The sequence below is a fragment of the Micromonospora sp. S4605 genome (assembly GCF_003176715.1).
Lineage (GTDB): Bacteria > Actinomycetota > Actinomycetes > Mycobacteriales > Micromonosporaceae > Micromonospora > Micromonospora echinaurantiaca.
Genome location: NZ_QGSW01000105.1, coordinates 1 through 15,579 on the forward strand (window position 1 = coordinate 1; position 15,579 = coordinate 15,579).

Genomic DNA, 15,579 nt, shown 5'->3' on the forward strand with positions numbered 1-15,579 from the left:
GTGGTGGCGGGGTCAGGCCGGGGCGTCGGCGAGTACGCCGAGGATCTGCTCGCCGTACTTGGCCAGCTTGTTCTCGCCGACGCCGCTGACCCGGGACAGCTCGGCCAGCGACGTCGGCGCGTCGGTGGCGATCTGGCGCAGGGTGGCGTCGTGGAAGATGACGTACGCCGGTACGCCCTGCTCCTTGGCGGTGGCGGCCCGCCAGGCGCGCAGCCGCTCGAACACCGACGCGGCGGCCGGCGGCAGCTCGGCGGTGACCGTGGCGGCCCCGCGCGGCTTGCTCGACCGGCCCGTCGCGACGCGTTCCGGCTCGCGGCGCATCATCACCGTCCGGCGGCGGCCGAGCACCTCGGCGCTGGCCTCGGTGAGGGTCAGCGTGCCGTAGTCGCCCTCGACGGCCAGCAGCCCCTCGGCGAGCAGTTGGCGGACCACACCCCGCCACTCGGCCTCGCGCAGTTCGCCGCCGATGCCGAACACGGTCAGCGAGTCGTGGCCGTACTGGGTGACCTTGTCGGTGGCCCGGCCGAGCAGGATGTCGATGCAGTGGCCGGCGCCGAAGCGCTGGTTGCGTTCCCGGTCGAGCCGGAACACCGTGGAGAGCAGCTTCTGCGCGGCCACCGTGCCGTCCCAGGACTCCGGCGGGTTGAGGCAGGTGTCGCAGTTGCCGCACCCGGTCGTCGACCGCTCGCCGAAGTAGTCCAGCAGTTGGGAACGGCGGCAGCGGACCGTCTCGCAGAGCGCCAGCATCGCGTCGAGGTGGGCGGCCAGGTTCCGGCGATGGGCGAGGTCGCCCTCCGAGGTCTCGATCATCTTGCGCTGCTGCACCACGTCCTGCAGCCCGTACGCGAGCCAGGCGGTCGACGGCAGGCCGTCCCGCCCGGCCCGGCCGGTCTCCTGGTAGTAGCCCTCGACCGACTTCGGCAGGTCCAGGTGCGCGACGAACCGGACGTCGGGCTTGTCGATGCCCATCCCGAAGGCGATCGTCGCCACCATGACCAGCCCGTCCTCGCGCAGGAACCGCTGCTGGTTGCGGGCGCGGGTGGCCGCGTCCAGACCGGCGTGGTAGGGCAGCGCGGCGATGCCGTTGGCGGTCAGGAACTCGGCCGTCTTCTCCACCGAGGCCCGGGACAGGCAGTAGACGATGCCGGCGTCGCCGGGATGCTCGTCGCGCAGCAGGCTCAGCAGCTGCTTGCGCGGCTCCCGCTTGGGCACGATCCGGTACTGGATGTTCGGCCGGTCGAAGCTGGCCACGAAGTGCCGGGCGTCGGTCAGCCGCAGCCGGGTGGCGATCTCGTCGCGGGTCGCGCTGGTGGCGGTGGCGGTCAGCGCGATCCGCGGCACCTGCGGCCAGCGTTCATGCAGCATCGACAGGGCCAGGTAGTCGGGGCGGAAGTCGTGCCCCCACTGCGACACGCAGTGCGCCTCGTCGATGGCGAACAGGGCGATCCGACCCCGGTCGAGCAGCGCCTGGGCGGCCCGGGTGCCCAGCGCCTCGGGGGCGAGGTAGAGCAGGTCGAGCTCGCCCGCCACGAACGCCGCCTCGACCCGGCGCCGGGCCTCGGGATCCTGCGTCGAGTTGAGGAACCCGGCGCGTACGCCGACCGCGGTCAGCGCGTCGACCTGGTCCTGCATCAGCGCGATCAGCGGCGAGATCACCACCGCCACACCGGGGCGGACCAGCGCCGGGATCTGGTAGCAGAGCGACTTGCCGCCGCCGGTGGGCATCAGCACCAGCGCGTCGCCCCCGGCCACCACGTGCTCGATCACCTCCTGCTGGAAGCCGCGGAAGGCGTCGTAGCCGAACACCCGGCGCAGCACCTCGACCGGGTCGGCGGTGCGCAGGTCGGTGGGGGAAGCCATCCGCGGATTCTACGAGCGGCCGCCGACACCCGGCCGGCCCGCGCCGCCGGGCGCGCCGGGGCGGATCCGGACAGCGCCGGACACCCCGGGACGGGCGTCCGCCGGGCCGGTCGACCGGGCGGGATAGAGTCGCTGTTTGACCACATCGCGGCCGGGATCAGCCGGCCGCGGCGCCACGGCTTGGGGGTAGGGGTGAGCGAGGCGCGCACGGCCGAGGAGCGGGACGGCATCCCGACGGGGATCGCCGGGCAGCCCGCTCCGGCGGAGTCGGACACCACGCTGGTGGTGGTCACCGGGCTCTCCGGGGGCGGCCGCAGCACGGTGGCCCGGGCGCTGGAGAACGTCGGCTACTACGTGGTGGACAACCTGCCCCAGGCGCTGATGCTCGACATGGCCGAGCTGGCGTTCAAGGCCGGCGGGGCGGCCCGGCGGACGGCGATGGTGCTGGACGTCCGCTCGCGCGCCTTCTCCACCGACCTCGCCGGGGCGATCCGGGAGCTGAAGGAGCGCGGCTTCTCACCCCGGGTGGTCTTCGTCGACGCCGACGACGAGGTGCTGATCCGCCGGTTCGAGAGCGTCCGCCGGTCGCACCCGTTGCAGGGCGACGGCCGGCTGGCCGACGGCATCGCCGTCGAGCGCGGCCTGCTGGAGGAGGCCCGGGACCAGGCCGACGTGATCATCGACACCAGCCACCTGAACGTCAACCAGCTGCGCCGGCGGATCGAGGAGCTGTTCGGCGGCGAGGACGCCCGCCGGCTGCGGGTCACCGTGCTCTCCTTCGGCTTCAAGTACGGCCTGCCGCCGGACGCCGACTTCGTGCTGGACGCCCGGTTCCTGCCCAACCCGTACTGGGTGCCGGAACTGCGTGAGCACACCGGGCGGGAGGAGGCGGTCAGCTCGTACGTGCTCGGCCAGGAGGGCGCGGACGCCTTCGTGGCCTCGTACGCCGACCTGGTCAACGCCACCACCACCGGCTTCGAGCGGGAGGGCAAGCGCTACCTGACCGTGGCGGTGGGCTGCACCGGCGGCAAGCACCGCAGCGTGGCGATCGCCGAGGAGCTGGCCGCCCGGCTGCGCCAGTCCGGCCTGGCCGCCAACGCCCAGCACCGGGACCTGGGGCGGGAATGACGACGGCGAAGGTGGTGGCCTTCGGCGGCGGGCACGGCCTGTCCGCGTCCCTGCGCGCGCTGCGCCGCTGCGCCCCGGAACTCGACCTGGACATCACCGCGGTGGTCACCGTCGGCGACGACGGCGGCTCCAGTGGCCGGCTGCGCGCCGAGCGGGGTGGCCTGCCCCCGGGCGACCTGCGCCAGGCGCTGGTCGCGCTGGCCGGCGACCACCCGTCGACGCGGCGCAGCGCCGGGCTGTTCCAGCACCGCTTCGCCGAGGTGCCGGCGAGCCCGGTCGGCGACGGGCTGGCCGGGCACGCGGTGGGCAACCTGGTCCTGCACGGCCTGATGGAGTTGCTCGGCGACCCGGTGGCCGCGCTGGAGCACGCCGGCGCGATGCTCGGCGCGGTGGGCCGGGTGCTGCCGATGTCCTGCGAGCCGGTCGGGATCGAGGCGCGGGTCCGTGGCGTCGACCCGGACCGCCCGGACGAGGTGCGGACCGTCACCGGGCAGCACCAGGTGGCGGTCACCGCCGGCCGGGTGGAGTCGCTGCGGCTGACCCCGGCCGCACCGCGGGCCTGCCCGGAGGCGGTCACCGCGATCGGCGCGGCGGACTGGCTGATCTTCGGGCCGGGCAGCTGGTACACCAGCGTGCTGCCGCACCTGCTGGTGCCGGAGCTAGCCGAGGCGATCATCAGCAGCCCGGCCCGCCGGCTGGTCACCCTGAACCTGGCGGCCGAGAAGGAGACGCTCGGGCTGTCGGTGGCCGACCATCTCGCCGCGCTGCGCTGGTACCTGCCGGAACTCAAGGTCGACTTCGTGCTGGCGGATTCCAAGGCGGTGGGTGACCCCGAACCGGTCGAGCGTGCGGCAGAATCGCTGGGTGCCCGACTGGTCCTCGCCCCCGTCGCGGTCACCGACGGCACTCCCCGTCATGATCCGGCCGCCCTGGGCGCCGCACTGGTGCCCGTCCTGGGTGCCGATCGTTAGACACGTACGTAATCTCCGGCGACACGCCGGAACCGGTCCGTGAGGGGACGCACAATGGCGATGACGGCGGCGGTCAAGGACGAGCTGAGTCGGGTCGACGTGCCCAAGCCCTGCTGCCGGCGGGCGGAGATGGCGGCGCTGCTCCGGTTCGCGGGTGGGCTGCACATCGTCTCCGGCCGCGTGGTCGTGGAGGCGGAACTCGACACCGGTGCGGTGGCCCGGCGGCTGCGGCGGGAGATCGCCGAGGTCTACGGCTACCCCAGCGAGATCCACGTGCTCGCCTCGGGCGGGCTGCGCAAGGGCAGCCACTTCATCGTCCGGGTGGTCAAGGACGGCGAGGCGCTGGCCCGGCAGACCGGCCTGCTCGACGTGCGCGGCCGGCCGGTGCGCGGGCTGCCGCCGCACGTGGTGGCGGCGAACGTGTGCTGCGCGGTGTCGGCCTGGCGCGGGGCGTTCATGGCGCACGGCTCGCTGACCGAGCCGGGCCGCTCCAGCGCGCTGGAGATCACCTGCCCCGGCCCGGAGTCGGCGCTGGCCCTGGTCGGCGCGGCCCGGCGGATCGGCATCACCGCCAAGAACCGCGAGGTGCGCGGGGTGGACCGGGTGGTGGTCAAGGACGGCGACGCGATCGCCGCGCTGCTCACCCGGATCGGCGCGCACTCCAGCGTGCTGGCCTGGGAGGAGCGGCGGGTGCGTCGCGAGGTGCGGGCCACGGCGAACCGGCTAGCCAACTTCGACGACGCCAACCTGCGCCGCTCGGCGCGGGCCGCGGTCGCCGCCGCCGCCCGGGTGACCCGAGCCCTGGAGATCCTCGCCGACGACGCGCCGCACCACCTCACCTCGGCCGGCCGGCTGCGGCTGGAGCACCGGCAGGCCTCGCTGGAGGAGCTGGGTGCGCTGGCCGACCCGCCGCTGACCAAGGACGCCATCGCCGGCCGGATCCGCCGGCTGCTGGCGCTGGCCGACAAGCGGGCCCGGGACCTGGGCATCCCGGATACCGAAGCGGCCGTCACGCCCGACATGCTCGTGGTCTGATAGGACGGTGAGGCGTCGCGGTCGCGTGCGGGATCACCACCCGACGCAGCGCGCCGCCGTGTGCTCGGATAAGGTCGCTGCGTACGGCAAGGGGGCCGGCACCGGTACTCCTCGCCGTGCTCACCGCCTCGGGCGGTCAGGTCTCCACGACCGCGGCGGGGTGGCCGAGATGAACCGTCAACGGCCGGCTCCAACGGTCGGCGCACACCACTTCGCCGGCGGTGATCCCACGCCGGCGGACAGAACGCGAGGAGATGGGACCTGTGACCATCCGGGTTGGCATCAACGGCTTCGGCCGGATCGGCCGCAACTTCTTCCGGGCAGTGCTGGCGTCCGGCGCTGACGTCGAGGTCGTGGCGGTCAACGACCTGACCGACAACGGGACGCTCGCCCACCTTGTCAAGTACGACAGCATCCTTGGTCGCCTCCCGCAGGAGGTCAAGGCCACCGCCGACGAGATCACCGTGGGCGGCAAGACCATCAAGGCGTACGCCGAGAAGGACCCGGCGAAGCTGCCGTGGGGCGAGGTCGGCGCGGACGTCGTCATCGAGTCCACCGGCTTCTTCACCGACGCCACCAAGGCGAAGGCGCACATCGACGGCGGGGCCAAGAAGGTCATCATCTCCGCGCCGGCGAAGAACGAGGACGTCACCGTGGTGATGGGCGTCAACCAGGACCAGTACGACCCGGCCAAGCACACCATCATCTCCAACGCGTCCTGCACCACCAACTGCCTCGCCCCGATGGCGAAGGTCCTGCAGGACACGTTCGGCATCCAGCACGGCCTGATGACCACCATCCACGCGTACACCCAGGACCAGAACCTGCAGGACGCCCCGCACAAGGACCTGCGCCGGGCCCGGGCCGCCGCGCTGAACATCGTGCCGACCTCGACCGGTGCGGCGAAGGCGATCGGGCTGGTGCTGCCGGAGCTCAAGGGCAAGCTGGACGGCTACGCGCTGCGGGTGCCGATCCCCACCGGGTCGACCACCGACCTGACCGTGAACCTCAACCGGGAGACCACGGTCGACGAGGTCAACGCCGCGATGAAGGCGGCCGCCGACGGGCCGCTCAAGGGCATCCTGGTCTACAACGAGGACCCGATCGTCTCCACCGACATCGTGACCGACCCGGCGTCGTGCATCTTCGACGCGCCGCTGACCAAGGTGGTCGGCAACCAGGTCAAGGTCGTCGGCTGGTACGACAACGAGTGGGGCTACTCCAACCGCCTGGTGGACCTGGTCAAGCTGGTGGGTCAGTCGCTGTGAGCATCCGGACCCTCGACGACCTGCTCGCCGAGGGGGTGTCGGGTCGGCGCGTGCTGGTGCGCGCCGACCTGAACGTCCCGCTCGACAAGCAGTCCGGCGACATCACGGACGACGGCCGGATCCGGGCCGTCCTGCCCACCCTGAGCGCGCTCACCGGGGCCGGCGCGAAGGTGGTCGTCTGCTCGCACCTGGGCCGCCCGAAGGGCTCGCCGGACCCGGCGTTCAGCCTCCGCCCGGTCGCCGGGCGGCTCGGTGAGCTGCTCGGCGCCCCGGTGCACTTCGCCACCGACACGGTCGGCGACTCGGCCCGGTCCACCGTGGACGCGCTCGCCGACGGCGAGGTAGCGCTGCTGGAGAACCTGCGCTTCAACGCGGGCGAGACCAGCAAGGACGAGGCCGAGCGGGGCGCCTTCGCCGGCCAGCTCGCCGCGTTCGGCGACGCCTACGTCGACGACGCCTTCGGCGCGGTGCACCGCAAGCACGCCAGCGTCTACGACGTGCCGGCCCGGCTGCCGCACTTCGCCGGCCGGCTGGTGCTGCGCGAGGTGGAGGTGCTCTCCACCCTCACCGGCGACCCGGCCCGCCCGTACGTGGTGGTGCTCGGCGGTTCCAAGGTCTCCGACAAGCTCGCCGTGATCGAGGCGCTGCTGCCCACGGTCGACCGGCTGCTCATCGGCGGCGGCATGTGCTTCACCTTCCTCAAGGCCCAGGGCCACGAGGTGGGCAGCTCGCTGCTCGAGGAGGACATGGTCGAGACCTGCGGCAACCTGATCGAGCGCTCCGGCGGGAAGATCCTGCTCCCGGTCGACGTGGTGGCCGCGGACGCGTTCGCCCCGGACGCCGCGCACGACACCGTGCCGGCCGACGGGATCCCGAGCAAGCGGGTCGGGCTGGACATCGGCCCGGAGACGGTGGCCGGGTTCGCCGCCGCGCTCAAGGGCGCGAAGACGATCTTCTGGAACGGCCCGATGGGCGTGTTCGAGATGGCGGCCTTCGCCAACGGCACCCGCGGGGTCGCCGAGGCGATCGCCACGTCCGGCGCGTTCACCGTGGTCGGTGGCGGTGACTCGGCGGCGGCGGTGCGGGCGCTGGGCCTGGACGAGTCGTCGTTCGGGCACATCTCCACCGGCGGCGGCGCCTCCCTGGAATACCTGGAGGGCAAGACCCTCCCCGGCATCGCGGCCCTGGAGAAGTGATGGCGAGTGCCACCCGCCGGCCCCTGATGGCCGGCAACTGGAAGATGAACCTGAACCACCTCGAGGCGAACCTGCTGGTGCAGAAGCTGGCGGCCAGCCTCAGCGAGAAGCAGCTCGGCGAGGTCGAGACGGTGGTGCTGCCGCCGTACACCGACCTGCGCACGGTGCAGACCGCCGTGGACGGCGACAAGCTGCTGATCGGCTACGGCGCGCAGGACCTCTCGCCGTACCCGTCCGGGGCCTACACCGGCGACATCGCCGGCCCGATGCTGGCGAAGCTGGGCTGCACCTACGTGGTGGTCGGGCACTCCGAGCGGCGGGCCTACCACCACGAGGACGACGCGATCGTCAACGCCAAGGTGCAGGCCGCGTTGACCCATGGGCTGACCCCGATCCTCTGCGTGGGGGAGGGGCTGGAGGTCCGCGAGCGGGGCGAGCACGTGCCGCACTGCTGCGACCAGCTCGACGCCGCGCTGAACGGGCTGACCCCGGAGCAGGTCACCCGGGTGGTGGTCGCGTACGAGCCGGTCTGGGCGATCGGCACCGGCAAGACGGCCACCCCGGAGGACGCCCAGGAGGTGTGCGGCGCGGTCCGCACCCGGCTGGTCGAGACCTTCGGTCAGGAGACCGCGGACCAGGTCCGGATCCTCTACGGCGGCTCGGTCAAGGCGTCCAACGTCGCCGCGATCATGGCGCAGCCGGACGTGGACGGGGCGCTGGTCGGCGGGGCGAGCCTCGACGCCGAGGAATTCGCGCAGATCTGCCGGTTCCCGGAGCACATCGCCCGCTGATCGCTCGCTATCCTTGACTCCGCCCGTCCGCCGGTCGGTGCCGCGTGCCCGACCTGCCGGGCGAGGATCGCTACGAGAGGACTGACCCCAGCCATGCCGATCTGGTTCGCATACACGTTGATCGTGTTGCTGATCATCACGAGCGTCCTGCTCACCCTGCTGATCCTGCTCCACCGAGGTAAGGGTGGCGGGCTGTCGAGCATGTTCGGCGGCGGCGTCAGCTCCAGCCTGGCGGGGTCGTCGGTGGCCGAGAAGAACCTGGACCGCTACACCGTTCTGGTGGGTATTGTCTGGTTCGCCTGCATCGTTGGGCTTGGCCTCTGGCTCCGGCTGCAACTCGACGGCGCCGCCTGAGTAGCCCGTCAAGTCGTACAATCTGCGCGCGGTCCGTCCCCCGACGGGCCGCGCGCAGTCCGTTTCACCCCGCTGCACCGCGTCGCCCGCCGCCCCCCTGAGCGGCGGTCCCCTCCGACGACAGGAGCGAGCAGCCGTGCCAAACGGCAACGTCATCCGCGGCTCGCGGGTCGGGTCCACGCCCGAACGCCCCGCCGAGCGCTACGAGCCGGCCCCCTGCCGGCCGGTCACCTACTGGTGCCGCAACGGACACCACACCCAGATCCGGATCGCCGCCGAGGCGGAGGCGCCCCCGGTCTGGGACTGCCCGCGCTGCGGCTACCCGGCCGGCCAGGACGCGCAGAACCCGCCCGGCCGGGTGCGGTCCGAGCCCTACAAGAGCCACCTGGCGTACGTGAAGGAGCGGCGCACCGACGCCGAGGGCGAGGCCATCCTGGCCGAGGCGCTCGCCGAGCTGCGCCGCCGCCGCGGCACCGGCTGACCGGAAGCCGGCCGACCGGTCCGCGGGCGTCCTCGCCGGCGGGAAGCCGAGCCTGCTCGGATCCGGCCCGCCGATCCGCCCGGACGTGAGCCTTTGCCGCCGGGGGCCCGCGCCGCGGCTAGCGCAGGCTGCGCAGCCGGGCCGGCACGTCGGCCGCCGCGGACCGGTCCAGCAGCCAGAGGGTACGGCTGGTGCCCTGGACCCCGGCCGCCGGCAACTGCACCGGCCCCGCGCCGGCCAGCGCCATCCCCACCGCGTGGGCCTTGTCCGCCCCGCTGGCCACCAGCCAGACCTCCTCGGCGGTGTTGATCGCCGGCAGGGTGAGGGTGGTCCGCACCGGCGGTGGCTTCGGACTGCCCCGCACCGCGCTGACCGGCCGGCTCTCGTAGTGCACCGGGTGCTCCGGGAAGACCGAGGCCACGTGCCCGTCCTCACCGACGCCGAGCAGCAGCACGTCGAAGTGGGGGAGCAGAGCCGTGCCCGGCCGGGCCGCGGCGGCCAGCTCGGCGGCGTACCGGGCGGCCGCCTCCTCCGGGTCGGCGCCGGCGTCGGACGGCGGCATCGGGTGCACCCGGGCCGGGTCCAGCGGCACGGCGTCCAGCAGCGCCGCCCGCGCCTGGGTCTCGTTGCGCTCCGGGTCGCCGGCCGGCAGGAACCGCTCGTCGCCCCACCAGACGTCCACCCGGGACCAGTCCACCGCGTCCCGGGCCGGCAGCGCCGCCACCGCCCGGTAGACCGCCGCGGCGATCCGCCCGCCGGTCAGCACCATCGCCGCCTGCCCCCGCGCGGCCTGCGCGTCGAGCAGCCGCACCACCAGCCGAGCCGCCACGGTCTGCGCCAGCAGATCGGCGTCGGCGTGGACGGCGACACTCACCTCACTCATCCGTGTGCCTTCGTTTCCCGACCGCCCGGCGGTCGCTGTCCGTCATCCCCGCTGCCGGCCGTACGCCGGCCGCCGGGGCTCAGTGCTCGCCGCTCGTGGCGGCGTGCGCGGTGACTCCCGCCTCGGCGCGCTGCGCGGTGGCCGGATCCTTCCAGACGTGCACCCGCTGGCCCGGGCGCTGTTCCAGGCCGGTCAGCCCGGCGGCGGCGCCGAGCGCCTCCGCGTACACCTGGTCGGCGTCGAGCCGGCGCAGCTCCTCGGCCAGCTCGTCGCCGAGCGGCCGGCGCACCAGCGGCAGCTGGCGGTCCTCCTGGCCGGTCCGGCGGAACGTCGCCACGCTGTCGTCCCGGGTCAGCGTCAGCTCGTCGCCGTTGGCGCAGCGCAGCTGCACCTCACGCATCCGGGGGAACTGGTCGGTGGTCTGCCAGCGCGGGGTGATGCCGAGCCGGCTGCCCAGCCAGCCGATCATCAACGCCGCCGTCGGGTCGCTGCCCGGCGCGACCACTGTCGCCTCGGTGACCCGCGCCTGCGTGGTGTCGAACGCCCCGGCCACCAGCGTGCGCCACGGGGTGATCCGGGTCCAGGCCAGGTCGGTGTCGCCCGGCGCGTAGTCCCGGGCGCGCTGCCGCAACGCCTCGATCGGATCCACGGCCTGCGCGGTGTCGGTGATCCGCCGGTCGGCCACCACCCCGAGGAAGTCGGTGGCGATCTCCTCCGGTGGCTCGCCGTGCCACCAGGTCACCACCGGCACGTCCGGCACCAGCAGCGGCATCACCACCGACTCGGCGTGCAGCGCGAGCCGGCCGTACATCCGGGTGACCACCGCCTCGCCCGGGCCGAGCCGGCCACCGACGACGATCTCCGCGTCCAACCGGTTGCGGTCCCGTTCGACGTCGGCGCGGACCACCACCACCAGGCGGCACGGGTGGGCGGCGGACGCTATGGTCGCGGCCGCCTCCGCCTCGCGGACCCGCTTCTCGTCCACCACCACGATCAGCGTCAGGGCCATCCCGCTGGCCACCCCGCCGGCGCTGCGACGTTCGGCGGCCAGCGCCTTGACCACCTCGTTGCCGGTGGTGTCCCACAGGCCGATCACTGGAGCCTCCCGGTCCGTCCAAGCCTGATGATTCGCTCGCTGCGCTCACTCAGCTCGCTGCGCTCGCTCATGCGCGCCGCCAGGCGCGGCCCTCGCGGGCCAGCATCTCGTCGGCGGCCCGCGGACCCCACTCGCCGGCCCGGTACGGCTCCGGCTTCGTGTCCGCCCAGGCGTGCTCCAGCGGGTCCACGACCTGCCAGCTCTGCTCGACCTCGGCGGCGTCCGGGAAGAGGGTGCGGTCGCCGATCAGCACGTCCAGCACCAGCCGCTCGTACGCCTCCGGGCTGGACTCGGTGAACGCCTCGCCGTACTGGAAGTCCATCGCGATGTCGCGGACCTCCATCGTGGTGCCCGGCACCTTCGCGCCGAACTTCAGCACCACGCCCTCGTCCGGCTGCACCCGGATGACCAGCTGGTTGTTGCCCAGCGACTCCATGTCCGCCGGGTTGAACGGCAGGTGCGGCGCCCGCTTGAACATGATGGCCACCTCGGTGACCCGCCGCGGCAGCCGCTTGCCGGCCCGGATGTAGAACGGCACCTCGGCCCAGCGCCGGTTCTGGATGCCCAGCCGCACCGCCACGTACGTCTCCGTGGTGGAGTCCGGCGGGACCCCCTCCTCGTCCAGGTAGCCCACCGCCCGCTGGCCGCCCACCCAGCCCGGCAGGTACTGGCCCCGCACGGTGCCCTGGGAGACGTCCTTGGGCAGCGTGATCGCCTTGAGCACCTTGAGCTTCTCGGTGCGGATCTCGTCGGCGTCGAAGCTGGTCGGCTCCTCCATCGCCACCAGCGCCAGCAACTGGAGCAGGTGGTTCTGGAGCACGTCCCGGGCCGTGCCGACCGAGTCGTAGAACGCCGCCCGGGTACCGATGCCGACGTCCTCGGCCATGGTGATCTGCACCGAGTCGACGTACTTGGAGTTCCACAGCGGCTCGAACAGATTGTTGGCGAACCGCAGGGCGAGGATGTTCTGGACCGTCTCCTTGCCGAGATAGTGGTCGATCCGGAAGACGTCCCGCCGGGTGAAGACGTCGTCGACCAGGTCGTTGAGCGCCTTCGCCGAGGGCAGGTCGTGGCCGAACGGCTTCTCCACCACCACCCGGCGCCAGCCGCCCGACTTCTCGTTGTCGGCCAGCCCGGTGCGGGCCAGCTGCTTGAGCACCACCGGGAACGCGGCCGGTGGGATGGAGAAGTAGAAGGCCGCGTTGCCGGGGATGCCGTGCGACTGGCGCAACTCGTCCAGGCAGCGGGCCAGGTGGTCGAAGGCGGCGTCGTCGTCGAACGAGCCGCCGACGAACTTGATGTTGCCGGCCAGCCGCGCCCAGACCTCCTCCCGCCACGGGGTGCGGGCGTGCTTCTTCGCCGCCTCGCAGGCCAGGGTCTCGAAGTCGCCGTCGCCCCAGTCCCGCCGGGCGAACCCGAGAACCACGAAACCCGGTGGCAGCAGACCGCGGTTGGCCAGGTCGTACACCGCCGGGAGCAACTTCTTCCGGGCCAGGTCGCCGGTGACGCCGAAGATCACCAGAGCGCACGGCTCCGGGATCCTCGGCAGCCGCCGGTCCTGCGGGTCGCGCAGCGGGTTCACGCCGCCTCCTCGCTCCGCCCGGTCCACGTCGTCCATCGTCACGCCCGCAGCGCCCCCGTCGCATCGAGCAGCTGGGCCAGCCCCGCCGACCGGTCGGTCAGGTGCAACCGCAGCACCGGGCGCTGCCGGCCGGCCAGCGCCTGCCGGTCGCCGGCGGCCTGCGCCGCCTGCAGCTCGCCGAAGGTGTACGGCTTGCCCGGCACCGGCAGGTCGTCGGTGACCGCGCCGGTCAGCTGCAGGTAGCTGCCGACCTGCGGGCCGCCCTTGTGGTACTGCCCGGTGGAGTGCAGGAACCGCGGACCCCAGCCGAAGGTGACCGGGCGTCCGGCGGCGCCGGCGAGCAGCGGCCGCAGCCGGGCCGCGTCGGCGTCGGCGAACCGGTCGAGGTACGCCATCACCGCCAGGTAGCCGTCGTCACCCAGCCCGTCCACCAGCCAGCGCAGCACGCCGGCCAGGTCGCCCGGAGCGCCCGCCGGGGCGTACACCTCGATCGCGCCCTCGGTGAACGACGGCGTCTCCGCCGGCGCCCCGGAGGCCAGGATCTTGTTGGTGTTTTCCTTGCTCTCGGTGACGTTGGGCTGGTTGAACGGGTCGATGCCGAGCACCACCCCGGCGACCGCGGTGGCGTACTCCCAGGTCAGGAACTGGGCGCCGAGCGGGCCGTTGACCGCCACGTCCGGCGTCGCGCCGCCGCCGGGCAGCTGGCCGGCGCCCAGCGCGCCGCCGTAGGTCACGGTGAGCACGTCCGGCCCGGTGGCGCCCGGGCTCTGTGGCGACTCGACCACCACCGGCAGGATGCCGACCCCGGCCTTGCCGGTGGACTCGGCGATCAGTTGCTCGGCCCAGTCGCCCAGTCCGTCGATGCCGGTGCCGTCGGCGATCAGCGCGACCTTGTCCCGGCCCATGGTGGCCGCCGCGCCGAGCGCGGCGCCCAGCGCCAGGCCCGGGTTGTCGCCGTCCCGGCCGAACGAGGAGAACAACGCCTCGGCCTCGTCCAGCAGCTCGGCCACCTCGACCCCGGCCAGCGCGGACGGGACCAGCCCGAACGCGGTCAGCGCCGAGTACCGGCCGCCCACGTTCGGGTCGGCCAGTACGGCGATCGCGCCCATCTCGGCCGCGGTCTGCTCCAGCGGCGATCCCGGGTCGGTGACGATGACGAAGTGCCGGCCGGCCTCCGCCTCGGTCATCCCGGCGTCGAGGAACGCCTGCCAGTACGCGCGGCGGTGGCTGTCGGTCTCCACCGTCGAGCCGGACTTGCTGGCCACCACCACCACGGTGCGCTCCAGCCGGTCGGCCAGCGCCGCCCGGACCTGCCCCGGGTCGGTGGTGTCCAGCACGGTCAGCTGCTTGCCGAGGGTGCGCGCGATGACCTCGGGGGCCAGCGAGGAGCCGCCCATCCCGGCGAGCACCACGTGGTCCAGGTCGGCCAGCTCCGCCTTCAGCTCGGCGAGCTGGGGGAGCAGTTCACGGCTGCGGCGGTGGGTGTCCACCCAGCCGAGCCGGATCTTCGCCTCGGCCTCGGCGTCGGGACCCCACAGGGTGGCGTCCTTTGCGGCCAACCGGCCCGGTACGCCGTTGGCGACCAGCGCCTGCCGGGTGGAGGCGGGGGCCGACCGGTCGACCGTGTCCGCCCCGTGCACCGCGATCCCGGCGGCCGCCTCGACCGGCCCCGCCATCAGGTCGCTCATGACAGCACTCCGCTTCGCTGCGTGCCCACGCCGGGCCGGTCCATCTGTTCGCTCACGCGTTGCCTCCCGCCTGCTGCGCGGCCTGGGCGTTGTCCTTGGCGGCCCGGCCGGGGTGCCCGGTGCCCTGCCCGGCGGCGGCCAGCGACTTGCGGACGCCGTCGAGCAGCTCCTGCCAGCTGGCCTCGAACTTCTCCACGCCCTCGCGCTCCAGCACGGCGATCACGTCGGTCATGTCGACGCCCACCGACTCCAGGTCGGCGAAGACCTTGCGGGCGTCGTCGTACCCGCCGGTGACGGTGTCGGCGCTGGTCTCGCCGTGGTCGGCGTACGCGTGGATCACCGACTCCGGCATGGTGTTGACGGTGCCCGGTGCGATCAGCTCCTCGACGTAGATGACGTCCCGGTAGTCCGGGTTCTTGGTCGAGGTGGAGGCCCACAGTGGCCGCTGCGGGTGCGCCCCGGCGTCGGCCAGGGCCTGCCAGCGGTCGGAGGAGAAGACCTCGCCGTACCGCTCGTACGCCAGCCGGGCGTTGGCCACGGCGGCCTTGCCGCGCAGCGCCTTGGCCTGCTCGGAGCCGAGCTTCTCCAGCCGCTTGTCGACCTCGGTGTCGACCCGGGAGACGAAGAAGGACGCCACCGAGCCGATCTTGGACAGGTCGTGCCCGTTCGCCTTCGCCTGCTCCAGGCCGGCCAGGAACGCCTCCATCACCTGCGAGTAGCGATCCAGCCCGAAGATCAAAGTCACGTTGACGCTGATCCCCTGGGCCAGGGTGGCGGTGATCGCCGGCAGGCCGGCCTCGGTGGCCGGGATCTTGATGAAGAGGTTGGGCCGGTCGATCAGCCACCACAGCGCGCCGGCCTCGGCGACGGTCTTGTCCGTCTCGTGCGCCAGCCGCGGGTCCACCTCGATGGAGACCCGGCCGTCCACCCCGCCGCTGGCGTCGTACGCCGGCCGCATCACGTCGCAGGCCCACCGCACGTCGTACGTGGTGAGCATGCGGACGGCCTCTTCGACGTCCACCCCACGAATGGCGAGGTCCCTGAGCTGCCAGTTGTACTCGTCCGCGTCGCTCAGCGCCTTGGCGAAGATGGTCGGGTTGGAAGTCACCCCGACCAGGTGCTTCTCCCGGCGGAGCTGGTCCAGCCCGCCGGAGCTCAGTCGCGTCCTGGAAAGATCGTCGAGCCAGATCGCCACGCCCGCGGCGCTGAGCTCGCCCAGCCTGTCCGTCATGCCGTCCACGCTCCC

The 15,579-nt window shown here is 73.2% G+C and carries 14 protein-coding genes; 8 read left to right on the forward strand and 6 right to left on the reverse strand.

Annotated elements, in window-relative coordinates; all coding sequences use genetic code 11:
• Window positions 1-12 precede the first annotated feature (12 nt).
• A complete protein-coding gene (recQ, locus tag DLJ47_RS06530; protein WP_109899166.1) occupies window positions 13-1,860 on the reverse strand; it encodes a DNA helicase RecQ in 1,848 nt (615 codons plus the stop codon).
• 240 nt (window positions 1,861-2,100) lie between these two features.
• Between recQ and rapZ the strand changes: the two genes are divergently transcribed.
• The 8 genes from rapZ to DLJ47_RS06570 all read left to right on the forward strand — a co-directional run bounded on the left by rapZ (window position 2,101) and on the right by DLJ47_RS06570 (window position 9,084).
• Entirely contained in the window at window positions 2,101-2,988 is an 888-nt protein-coding gene (rapZ, locus tag DLJ47_RS06535; RefSeq protein ID WP_088997526.1) for an RNase adapter RapZ, read from the forward strand.
• The gene (locus DLJ47_RS06540) at window positions 2,985-3,959 is read left to right on the forward strand and encodes a gluconeogenesis factor YvcK family protein (protein WP_109899167.1); all 975 of its coding nucleotides are present in this window, start codon (window positions 2,985-2,987) and stop codon (window positions 3,957-3,959) included. Before rapZ ends, DLJ47_RS06540 begins: the two co-directional genes overlap by 4 nt.
• A gap of 54 nt (window positions 3,960-4,013) precedes the next feature.
• Window positions 4,014-4,994: a DNA-binding protein WhiA gene (gene whiA, locus DLJ47_RS06545; protein WP_088992890.1), complete on the forward strand. Its 981-nt coding sequence runs from the start codon at window positions 4,014-4,016 to the stop codon at window positions 4,992-4,994.
• A gap of 263 nt (window positions 4,995-5,257) precedes the next feature.
• The gene (gene gap, locus DLJ47_RS06550) at window positions 5,258-6,262 is read left to right on the forward strand and encodes a type I glyceraldehyde-3-phosphate dehydrogenase (RefSeq protein WP_088992891.1); all 1,005 of its coding nucleotides are present in this window, start codon (window positions 5,258-5,260) and stop codon (window positions 6,260-6,262) included.
• Window positions 6,259-7,458: a phosphoglycerate kinase gene (locus DLJ47_RS06555; RefSeq protein WP_109899168.1), complete on the forward strand. Its 1,200-nt coding sequence runs from the start codon at window positions 6,259-6,261 to the stop codon at window positions 7,456-7,458. Before gap ends, DLJ47_RS06555 begins: the two co-directional genes overlap by 4 nt.
• Entirely contained in the window at window positions 7,458-8,249 is a 792-nt protein-coding gene (gene tpiA, locus DLJ47_RS06560; protein WP_109899169.1) for a triose-phosphate isomerase, read from the forward strand. The genes DLJ47_RS06555 and tpiA overlap by 1 nt, the downstream gene beginning before the upstream one ends.
• Window positions 8,250-8,342: 93 nt before the next feature.
• Window positions 8,343-8,603, forward strand: coding sequence for a preprotein translocase subunit SecG (secG, locus tag DLJ47_RS06565; protein ID WP_088992894.1), 261 nt, complete (start codon window positions 8,343-8,345; stop codon window positions 8,601-8,603).
• A gap of 136 nt (window positions 8,604-8,739) precedes the next feature.
• Window positions 8,740-9,084, forward strand: a complete 345-nt coding sequence (locus tag DLJ47_RS06570; RefSeq protein ID WP_109899170.1) for an RNA polymerase-binding protein RbpA — start codon at window positions 8,740-8,742, stop codon at window positions 9,082-9,084.
• Between the two features lie 118 nt (window positions 9,085-9,202).
• Here the strand turns inward: DLJ47_RS06570 and pgl are convergent, their stop codons facing one another.
• The 5 genes from pgl to tal all read right to left on the reverse strand — a co-directional run bounded on the left by pgl (window position 9,203) and on the right by tal (window position 15,564).
• Complete coding sequence (pgl, locus tag DLJ47_RS06575) at window positions 9,203-9,967, reverse strand: 6-phosphogluconolactonase (protein ID WP_109899171.1); 765 nt, start codon at window positions 9,965-9,967, stop codon at window positions 9,203-9,205.
• A gap of 79 nt (window positions 9,968-10,046) precedes the next feature.
• On the reverse strand, window positions 10,047-11,063 hold the full coding sequence (locus tag DLJ47_RS06580; RefSeq protein ID WP_109899172.1) for a glucose-6-phosphate dehydrogenase assembly protein OpcA: 1,017 nt from the start codon (window positions 11,061-11,063) through the stop codon (window positions 10,047-10,049).
• A gap of 67 nt (window positions 11,064-11,130) precedes the next feature.
• Window positions 11,131-12,681 carry a glucose-6-phosphate dehydrogenase gene (gene zwf / locus DLJ47_RS06585; RefSeq protein WP_109899173.1) on the reverse strand — a complete coding sequence of 517 codons (1,551 nt, stop codon included), beginning with the start codon at window positions 12,679-12,681 and terminating at the stop codon, window positions 11,131-11,133.
• A gap of 2 nt (window positions 12,682-12,683) precedes the next feature.
• Window positions 12,684-14,333, reverse strand: a complete 1,650-nt coding sequence (locus DLJ47_RS06590) for a glucose-6-phosphate isomerase (protein ID WP_109899174.1) — start codon at window positions 14,331-14,333, stop codon at window positions 12,684-12,686.
• Window positions 14,334-14,385: 52 nt separating this feature from the next.
• Window positions 14,386-15,564 carry a transaldolase gene (gene tal / locus DLJ47_RS06595; protein ID WP_109899185.1) on the reverse strand — a complete coding sequence of 393 codons (1,179 nt, stop codon included), beginning with the start codon at window positions 15,562-15,564 and terminating at the stop codon, window positions 14,386-14,388.
• Window positions 15,565-15,579 lie beyond the last annotated feature (15 nt).